This window comes from Desulfosarcina sp. (assembly GCF_033791525.1).
In the GTDB taxonomy this organism is placed as follows: Bacteria; Desulfobacterota; Desulfobacteria; order Desulfobacterales; family Desulfosarcinaceae; genus Desulfosarcina.
This window is the reverse complement of record NZ_JASJGN010000162.1, coordinates 1-9738: the sequence shown is the minus strand read 5'-3', so window position 1 is coordinate 9738 and position 9738 is coordinate 1. Positions and strand designations below refer to the sequence as shown.

At 47.7% G+C, this 9738-nt stretch carries 7 protein-coding genes and 1 tRNA gene; 7 read left to right on the top strand and 1 reads right to left on the bottom strand.

The window, feature by feature from the left end; translation table 11 throughout:
- The 7 genes from QNK41_RS07875 to QNK41_RS07845 all read left to right on the top strand — a co-directional run.
- A partial coding sequence (locus QNK41_RS07875) for a caspase family protein (protein WP_319255476.1) occupies positions 1–1593 on the top strand: 1593 nt, incomplete at its 5' end.
- A 27-nt stretch (positions 1594–1620) separates the two neighbouring features.
- Positions 1621–2310: a DUF4384 domain-containing protein gene (locus QNK41_RS07870; RefSeq protein WP_319255474.1), complete on the top strand. Its 690-nt coding sequence runs from the start codon at positions 1621–1623 to the stop codon at positions 2308–2310.
- 61 nt (positions 2311–2371) lie between these two features.
- Positions 2372–3769, top strand: coding sequence for a DUF4384 domain-containing protein (locus QNK41_RS07865; RefSeq protein ID WP_319255472.1), 1398 nt, complete (start codon positions 2372–2374; stop codon positions 3767–3769).
- Between the two features lie 29 nt (positions 3770–3798).
- The gene (locus QNK41_RS07860) at positions 3799–4350 is read left to right on the top strand and encodes an OmpA family protein (RefSeq protein WP_319255470.1); all 552 of its coding nucleotides are present in this window, start codon (positions 3799–3801) and stop codon (positions 4348–4350) included.
- Between the two features lie 1067 nt (positions 4351–5417).
- Positions 5418–6032: a type IV toxin-antitoxin system AbiEi family antitoxin domain-containing protein gene (locus QNK41_RS07855; RefSeq protein WP_319255468.1), complete on the top strand. Its 615-nt coding sequence runs from the start codon at positions 5418–5420 to the stop codon at positions 6030–6032.
- Positions 6029–6946 (top strand): nucleotidyl transferase AbiEii/AbiGii toxin family protein, encoded by a 918-nt coding sequence (locus QNK41_RS07850; protein ID WP_319255466.1) that lies wholly within the window; start codon positions 6029–6031, stop codon positions 6944–6946. The genes QNK41_RS07855 and QNK41_RS07850 overlap by 4 nt, the downstream gene beginning before the upstream one ends.
- An 82-nt stretch (positions 6947–7028) precedes the next feature.
- On the top strand, positions 7029–9488 hold the full coding sequence (locus QNK41_RS07845; protein WP_319255464.1) for a TOTE conflict system archaeo-eukaryotic primase domain-containing protein: 2460 nt from the start codon (positions 7029–7031) through the stop codon (positions 9486–9488).
- 104 nt (positions 9489–9592) lie between these two features.
- Here the strand turns inward: QNK41_RS07845 and QNK41_RS07840 are convergent.
- Positions 9593–9679: transfer RNA gene (locus QNK41_RS07840), tRNA-Leu, on the bottom strand.
- Positions 9680–9738: the final 59 nt, after the last annotated feature.

The following is a 9738-nucleotide window of genomic DNA, read 5'->3' as shown; positions in this document are numbered from 1 at the left end:
TATTTCGCGGCATCTGAAAAAGGGGCGCGTCAAATCGGCTACAGCGTAAACCAGGGGCTCGATCGAACTGCAACGTTCGTGTCCGTTGACCAGCTGTACGATCGCTTCTATCGTCCGGATCTGGTTCATGCCAGGCTGCATGGCGACCCTCAAAAACTCTGGCAGCAAAAGGAGGCTTCCATCGGCGTCAAGGAGGTTATTGCCGGGGGACTTGCACCGCAAGTCGCATTCATCAATCCGACGGCCGACACGGCGGTTGACCGACAGGTCGTTGATGTGCACGCGAATGTCATGAATCAAGGCGGCGGCATCGGTAAAGTCGTCTGGCGGATCAATGAGACCACCGTGGCCACCGATTCCTATGCCGACAGTTCTACCTCGCGCCTGGTCACCGCCGGCCAAACATCGTTGAAAACCGACTTGATAACCCTCCAACAGCAGCTCACACTCCTGCCTGGGTACAACACCGTCGAACTGGTTGCCTATAATCAGCGCAATGAGATTGCATCGTCTCCCGCAATCCTCACGCTGACCGTCACACCGCCTGCTGCGGCGCCCCCGATTACCGCCCTTTCCTGGGTGGAACTGCCGCCACCAGACGTTTCCCAACAAACCGCAGCGCCACCCGACTTGCCATCGCTGACCGAACCGACCGTTTTGGCCACGGAACAGAAGCCGCTTTCCGAGCCGGCAGCAACAGCCCCGGCCCTCGCGCCGCCAGCGCCATACGACATGGCCGCGCCCGGCGACGCAACAGCAACCACGGCGTCCCTCACGCTAAGCCTGCAGGTACCTCACGAGAAACATGCTGATCTGATGCAACCGGCGTTGCATTTGCTGGTGGTGGGTATCAACCGCTATCGTGACAAGGCCTTGCGGCTGAAATATGCCGTGCAGGACGGCCGGGCCATCGCTGAAATCATCCGTGAGACAGGCGCTTCCCTGTTTCGTGATGTGAGGGTGACCCTGTTATTTGACGATCAGGTAACCATGGAGGGGATCGACAAGGCATTTCGTCAAGTAAAGGCAACCATCGCCCCGCAGGATGTTTTCATGTTCTACCTTGCCGGCCATGGCGTTACGCGCAATGGCCGCTATTATTTCCTGCCCTATGACTTTCGCTACTACAGCGATGAGGCCATTCAGAGAAACGCCGTCAATCAGGATCACCTCCAGAACTGGCTGGCCCTCATTCCTGCCCGCAAGAGCCTGGTTTTGATTGACACGTGTGAAAGCGGTTCTTTTACACAGTCAATGGTCGCCATGCGTGGCATGGCGGCCAAAACCGCTATTGCCAAGCTCACGCGGGCAACCGGCCGGGCCACCATTGTGGCCTCCACCGATGAGCAGCCGGCCTTTGAAGGCTACCAGGGACACGGTGTTTTCACGTATGTGCTCCTTGAAGGTCTGCGGCACGCGGATGCGAGGTTTGGCAACCGCGACGGCTACACGGGCCTTTTTGAACTTGCCGCCTTTGTGAGTGATCAGGTCCCCTCCATCACGATGAATGCCTTCAATTTCGAACAGATTCCTCAAGTTCACATGGTCGGCACGGACTTTCCCATTGGCGTGGTGACGATCAAGGGTTCATGACCAACAATAATTTGGACGGAGAAAAAAATGAAGAATGGGATGTCCCCTTTGGGTTGGGTTGCCTTCGTGACCTTTATTGCCGGCACTCTTTTTGGGTGCACGTCTATACTCCATAAAATATGGCCGGACGACGACAAGCCTCTGTCCATTCAGGCATCCTATGTGTATCGGGCCGGCGGCACCGGTCCCCTGCTGCCAATCACAAGTGGTGTTGAACTGAGTTCCGGAGATCACTACAAGTCCTACTTTAAAGCCAACCAAGACTGTTATGTCTACGTTTATCAGACCGATGCCACCGGGCAGGTTTTCCGACTGTTCCCGTTAAAGCAATTTGATGGGGTGATGCTGAACCACAACAACCCGGTAAAAGCCGAAGCTGATGTCGTACTCCCCTCAGATGACCGTTTTTTCTATTTGGACAATACCATCGGCAAAGAGAAAATCTATTTTATAGCCTCTCTTCAACGAAATAGTGATCTGGAAACACTCGAGGGAAGGATGGTTAACGCGCTGCAGGCTGAAGATGAAAGGCAGATATCAGAATCCAGGCAGGCAATTAACGCGTATTTGACAAAACGGGGCATGGGAGCCATCTCGAAAACACAGACCGTAATGGTTGCATGGAATGATGGCGACGCCACTTTTCCCATCACGGGTTACCTGTTTGAAAGTCTGAAGGAAGAAAACGTCCATACGCTCGATTTTATGCATCGGTAAAAACAATTTGTAGAATGATGTGGAGTCTCCATGAAAATAAATAGCCGTAAGCGTTTGTATAGTGGTTCCCGGTTTTGTGTCTCAAGGCATTGTTCCTGAAGAAATGAGATGTCTTGGACGAACCAAAGCATCTAATTTTTACAAAAGATGCAATCAACAGACCTTATTCCTTTTTTGCTGGCAACACGCCTGGCAGTTGCTCTTAGTCGTTGTTGCTGCAGCTGTTGCTGTAACTATATTACTATTAGCGATTTCAGGATTTTCCGGATACAGCCTACGCGACTTATTATCAAAACAAAGCGTTTATGCAGAACCAAATATCACCTGCGCGTTGGTGTTTCCGACTGAGACCGAGGATCACAATCCTGAGGTTGTCTTTCGTAACGATGGGCCCGTAAAGGCTATTTCGATATACTGGGATGTTAAGGTTTATCGATATGATTCGGTGATAGACGATATTACTGCATACGCCATACTAGGCTCCGAAAGCCGTGACCACCCATTTTTCCATAAGAAGATTAACCCTTCAGAGGAATTCAGGCATTCAACTATTGGTCTGTCGGGCGACAATTTACTGGCGATTTATTTGATCAGCGGTTTTTATTATGTTGAACCTAACACTCAGCCATTCAACCTGGAAAACTATTATTTTGTAGAAAACAATCGGATCAATGACAGCATTCAGTTTAAAAAGGATCCGCGCTATAATGATTTAATGCAGAAGATAGAAGCTTTCGACATATCACAAGCATCCGCTTCACCTGACATTGATGTGCACAATGCCAAGGCAACGCCGAACGGACCGACAGTTGCACTCGTTCCTGAATCTCCCGTGAAGGTTGTCCACGGAGGCGAGTCGCCGGAATCGCCAATAGTACAGCCGTTGTCCATCCAGGCATCCTATGTGTATCGGGCCGGCGGCACCGGCCCCCTGATGCCGATCACCAGTGGTGGTGAACTGAATTCCGGCGATCACTACAAAATTTACTTTAAAGCCAACCAAGACTGTTATGTCTACGTTTATCAGACCGATGCCACCGGGCAGATTTTTAGGTTGTTCCCGTTAAAGCAATTTGACGGCGTGATGCTGAACCACAACAACCCGGTAAAAGCCGAAGCCGATGTCGTGCTTCCTTCCAAGGATCGCTTCTTCTATTTAGACGATATCATCGGTAAAGAGAAGATTCTTTTTGTCGCTTCCGTTCAGCGAAATATAGAACTCGAGGTATTGGATAACACATTGAAAAAATCGGTGAGGTCCAAGAATAAAACCCAGATCTCAAGAGCCAAGAAAAACATGGCCGATTACCTAACGACCAGAGTCAATAGCGGAATTATCAAAACACTGACTTCACCGGTCGCTTGGCAAGCCAACGATACCACCTCTCCTGTCCTTGGATATCTTATTAAAAGCATGGAGAAAGATAGCTTTCACGAGGTAGAATTTTTTCATAGATAATCAATTCATAAGCAAATAAGGGGACAACTATGAAGAAAAAAACCCTAATTGTCGTTATCGCGATTTTCGGTTTTGCATCTCAAGGCATCTTTGCTGAGGAAATGAAATTCCCGAAATCCGAAGCGGAATTCGTTGATGCGCTGAGCATCAAAAAACCTGCGGGACTTCCAGCCAACACCCGTGGCTTGACCCGGGGACTTGATACAAGAGGCCTTGGTGGCATTACCGAACCATCGACGCCGCTGAAGGCGGGGGCATTGATCAATTTTGATTATGATTCTGACATCATCAAGCCGGAATCGTACGACCTGCTTGACAGTTTCGGCAGTGCACTCAAAGGCGGCCTGTCGGATGCTGTCATTATCGTGGCCGGCCACACGGACAGCAGCGGGACCGATGAATATAACAATATGCTGTCTGTGAGGAGAGCAAAGGCTGTGGCGGAATATCTGAGTGACCGGCATCATATCTCGGAGGCTCGGCTGGTGGTTCAAGGCTATGGTGAGGCAACGCCCATTGCCGACAATCAGACTCCCAAAGGCAGGTCACTGAATCGGCGAGTGGAGTTTATTCGTGAATGATAATCATTCAAAGGCTCATAGGGCAATTTTGACCAATTAGCCCATTGATAAGAATATATTGGCTAATCGACTCGGTAGTCAATGGTTCGCGCAGCACTAAGAAAGGAGCGAAGCAATAGGCCCACAGATTTGACATACAACATCTCGCAGGGAAGGCTCCATGGCAGAATCAAGGGCAGGTCGTTCGACACATATGCTACGGTCAGCGTCGGACGTTCAGGGACGACTACCCCGGGAGCAACCGACTACGAGCGGGCGAACAACACAAAGCACATTTAAATGGGTGCAGGGACCTCCGTATCCTGCATGATCGAAAGACGCTGCACCGGGGGACCGATTCCACCGAACATACACGCAATGCAGTCGAAAGACACCACACGAAGCGGATAGATATTGAAATGCATTTGGTTTGAACCCAAGTTCCGGGTCCTTATGGGAACGCCTAACAAAATGCTTATTCACGGCAGAGGCCCCATTGGCAGCCAGGGATGTTGTAATGCCAGCTGCAGAGCTCAATCTACTTTGGAAACTTATCAAACAGGCGGGCCGCGCTAAGCTCAAGGTTGTTATGGACAGCCGGCAATCTGGATTCTTCGAGAACTACTGATTACGAACAACCTTCTACGCTTTGCGGTGTTGCTCGTCCCCGTAATCTGTCAAATCGATGGCTGCCAGAATGAGCACCTCCATTAGTTCATTCGACGACTAACGTTCCGCGTGAACTACTTCGGGTATTGGGAGCACCATCCTCAAATCCATGACGCACCCAACGCGCACCCACGAAAGTAAGAAAGCTGTAACCCGTTAGGATTACAGCTTATTGAAATCGATGGTGCCGAGGGCGGGAATGGCCTGATGATGAATACTTACAGTAACTTACTGATTTTAATGTTAGTTTATGTGAGTTTAAACGAGTTTTAAAACGGTCCCGGTTGCACAATCGCATATTCATCGCATATCTTCTCCGGAAGCTGTTAATTCAAATCCAACAAAATCCATTGACTTTTAAGTAAAAATGTTATTTTGTCAAAATGTATATAGATAATTATAAGTGATAACGTTTTGACATGAAAACAGCTTCAAACAATTCAGAAAATGCCATTCTAAAAATGGCTCACAAAACTGGTGTGGTGCGTGCTCGTGAAATCAGAAAAGCTGGTCTACATCCAGAATATCTGCGAAAACTTTGCAAAAGCGGGAAACTGATTCGTACCGGGCGCGGACTATATGTTCTTGCTGACGGAGATTTTACTGAACACCACAGTCTCGCCGAGGCCTGCAAACGGGTACCTCACGGAATTATTTGTCTCCTCAGCGCCCTGAGTTACCACGAAATCGGCACCCAACATCCACACCAGATTTGGATGGCCATTGATCGGGCCATGCGAAAACCCAAAGTTGATTATCCGCCAATCTGGATTTTTCGTTTCTCCGGTCCATCACTGAAAGAGGGTATTGAAGAAAAAAAGATCGAAGGCGTATCGGTCCGAGTCTACAATCCGGCTAAAACCGTAGCAGATTGTTTTAAGTATCGCAACAAAGTGGGCATTGATGTTGCCATTGAGGCCCTAAAAGATTGTTGGCGATCACGGCGGTGCACAATCGATGAACTTGTTCACTATGCGCGGATATGTCGAGTCCGAAATATCATGCAGCCCTATATGGAGGCTATCGTCGCATGAGTCTTTCGAAAACCAAGAATCATGCTGCATCAGTTCGCCAACGCCTGCTCAATCATGCCCGGTCACGCGGTCAGGATTTTATTTTTGTTCTGCGAACGTTTGCCATGGAGCGCTTGCTCTTTCGTCTAAGCCGTTCTCCGTACGTTGATAACTTCGTTTTAAAAGGAGCATTGCTTTTTAAGCTTTGGACCGGAGATTTTTACCGTCAGACCCGCGACATTGATATCCTCGCTTTTAAGTCACAAAGTATCGCTTCCCTGAGGACAATTTTTCAGAATCTCTGCCAAATTTCGTTTATTGATGATGGGTTGACCTATTTACCTGATACAGTGAATGTACAAGAAATTCGTGAAGATCAACAATATGGAGGCTATCGCGTAACGCTAACCGCAATACTTGGAAAAGCGAAAATTCATTTGCAAGTTGACTGTGGATTTGGCGATGCAATCACACCTGAGGTTTCTGTCCATGATTTTCCGACTTTACTTGACTTCCCGGCACCCAAACTTGGAATGTACCCCAAAGAAACAGTGGTCGCTGAGAAATTCGAAGCTATTGTGAAGCTTGGTGAGGCGAACAGCCGTATGAAAGACTTTTATGACCTTTGGGCGCTGGGGTGTGATTTCTCTTTCTCCGGGGCCATTTTTGCCATGGCCATTGAAAATACATTTAACCGAAGACGCACTCATTTTCCTACAGGAACTCCCGAGGCTTTCAAAGCGACCTTCATTCAAAACCCAGTGAAGCAGGCCCAATGGCAAGCATTTATGCGCAAGACCCGATTTGTCAAGGTAGAAAAGGATTTTGGAAAGACTATCGATTTATTAAAGGTTTTCCTTTTACCGCCACTTGAATCAATTCAAAAATCGAAATCGTTCAATATGACTTGGTCGCCTAATGGGCCATGGCAGTAATACGGTTTGCCATCCGAAAATTCGGAGAGTAATTTTTTGGTGTTCCGCTGCCAATCAAAACGATACAATCTAAGAGTATGTTTTGAAGGATCAAGAAACAATTAAAGAACAAATTCGGATTGCAGAGCAGGAACTGGCTGCTCTTGATGTAAAAAGAGCGACGCTGCAAGATAGAATCCGGAGGCTTCAGGGTCTGAAGCAATGCATTGCCGATGAACAGCTTCCGTTTAGCCAACGATCTGAATCCAACGTAACAAACGAATCAACGGATGAACAAAAGATTGCTCTTTTTCGATCCTTGTTCCGAGGCAGGGAGGATGTCTACCCAAGGCGCTTTGAAAGTAGTCGCACTGGAAAAAGCGGTTATCAACCGGCCTGCCGGAAAGAGTGGATCAGGCCTTTTTGTCAAAAACCCAAAATCAAATGTGGAAATTGTGAAAACAGGGATTTTACTCCGATTTCAGACGATGTCATTCGAAATCACCTGATTGGCAATGATCCGACTGATCGATACCGGCGTGAATTTGTGGTCGGTATGTACCCTCTGCTTCTTGATGAAACGTGCTGGTTTCTGGCAGTAGATTTTGACAAGGAGACATGGAAAAAAGATTCCAGGGCTTATATAGAAACCTGCGGAGCTTTTAATGTGCCAGCTGTACTCGAAAGATCAAGATCTGGAAATGGCGGTCACATCTGGATCTTTTTTTCCGAAACGATACCGGCAAAACTCGCGCGTCAATTGGGCGCTTTTATGTTGACCCAGGCAATGGAATCTCGACCTGAAATGGGATTCGATTCCTACGATCGAATTTTCCCCAGTCAGGACACTCTGCCGCGGGGCGGATTTGGAAATCTGATTGCCCTTCCATTGCAGGCTAAACCGAGAGAAAAGGGTAATAGTCTTTTTATCGATGCAGACTTTATTCCATATCCTGACCAATGGAGTTTTCTCTCTGAAATCAAACATATGAGCTTCAAAGAAGTTCAATCCGTTGTAGATAATGCTGCCTATCGAGGTGGAGTGCTTGGGGTTAGGTTTGTCAGCACCGATGAAGACGATATTTCGCCTTGGCTCTACAGTCCATCCGGCAAAAAGCCCGAAATCAAGATCGTGGAGCCTTTGCCCGACAGCGTTGATTTGGTGCTTGCAAATCAAATTTATATCGGGAAAGAAGGTCTACCGCCGGTTTTGAAAAACAAATTGATCCGTCTATCAGCTTTCCAAAACCCAGAGTTTTATAAAGCACAGGCAATGCGTTTCCCGACATTTGACAAACCCCGCATTGTTCATTGTTGTGAAGATTTCCCAAAATATATCGGCCTGCCGAGGGGATGTCTTGAAGACACAATCGAGTTGCTCAATTCTTTGGGTATCCAGACAAGAATCATCGACGAGAGGTTTGTTGGTGACCGAGTAAAAGCTGAATTTTCTGGATCACTAAGGCCGGAACAGCAGTCAGCTGCCGATGCTCTCCTGGAACACGATACCGGTGTGTTAGCCGCATCTACTGCCTTTGGGAAGACGGTGGTCGCAGCTTATTTGATTGCGAAACGATCTGTAAACACTTTGGTCTTGGTGCATTTAAAAGAGCTTCTCTATCAGTGGATCGCACGATTGAATGCGTTCCTCGATATTTCCGCCAATGAAATAGGACAAATTGGTGGAGGAAAACGCAAACCAACCGGTATTATTGATGTCGCAACGATTCAGAGCTTAGGTCGAAAGGGTGTAGTTGACGATATTGTCGCCAAATACGGTCATCTCGTCGTAGACGAATGCCATCATATTTCTGCAAGAAGCTTTGAGATTGTTTCCCGCCAGTGCAAAGCCAGATACGTGACCGGACTTTCAGCGACAGTTACCCGAAAAGATGGTCACCATCCGATAATTTTTATGAGTTGCGGACCGGTCCGGTACAAAGTTGATGATAAGAAACAGGCGGCAACAAGACCATTTGCCCATAAGGTCATTGTCAGAGAGACAGACTTTAGGATGCCCGCCTCATTTGAGGCAGACCAATACACTGCTATCCATGAAATTTATAAAGCCTTATTACAAAGCGATGAACGCAACCAAGTCATTGTCGCTGACGTAATGAACGCCATTAAAAACAAGCGTTTTCCGGTTATCCTAACCGAACGTAAGGAGCATCTTGAAACACTAAAAAGTCTGCTCGAAAACAAAATCAAAAATCTAATTGTCATGAAAGGTGGAATGGGGAAAAAGCAGCGAAAGGCCGCTTTAAACGCACTTGCATCTCTTCCAGATGGTTCTGAACAAGCGGTCCTCGCTACCGGCCGGTACTTAGGAGAAGGATTCGATGACAAAAGGCTTGATACCTTATTTTTAACGTTGCCAATTTCCTGGAGAGGTACTCTAAATCAATACGCCGGTCGTTTGCACAGAATCCACGACAGCAAAAAGGAGGTAGTGATTTACGATTACGCAGATTTAGATGTGCCGGTTTTGGCAAGAATGTACAATCGGCGAATTAAAGGCTATCGGTCAATAGGTTATAATATCGAGGATGAGAAATCCTGAAAGGCGACTATTATCCTGTTTCCGTGGTGCGAAAACCGGGCCTAAAATCGCATATAACAAAGCGACTTCAATAACATACTGAAATCGCTATAAAAAAGTATGTGTGGTGCCGAGGGCGGGACTTGAACCCGCACGACCGTAGGTCACTACCCCCTCAAGATAGCGTGTCTACCAGATTCCACCACCTCGGCATGCGCGTTAATTGGCTTTACTCGGATTTCGACTCGGATTTCGTATCGGCGTCCGTAGC

What these genes read in the sequence shown, in the direction of transcription:
- QNK41_RS07870 (WP_319255474.1), top strand. Translation starts at nt 1,621, where the DNA reads ATGAAGAATGGGATGTCCCCTTTGGGTTGGGTTGCCTTCGTGACCTTT.
- QNK41_RS07850 (WP_319255466.1), top strand. Translation starts at nt 6,029, where the DNA reads ATGAGTCTTTCGAAAACCAAGAATCATGCTGCATCAGTTCGCCAACGC.
- QNK41_RS07855 (WP_319255468.1), top strand. Translation starts at nt 5,418, where the DNA reads ATGAAAACAGCTTCAAACAATTCAGAAAATGCCATTCTAAAAATGGCT.
- QNK41_RS07860 (WP_319255470.1), top strand. Translation starts at nt 3,799, where the DNA reads ATGAAGAAAAAAACCCTAATTGTCGTTATCGCGATTTTCGGTTTTGCA.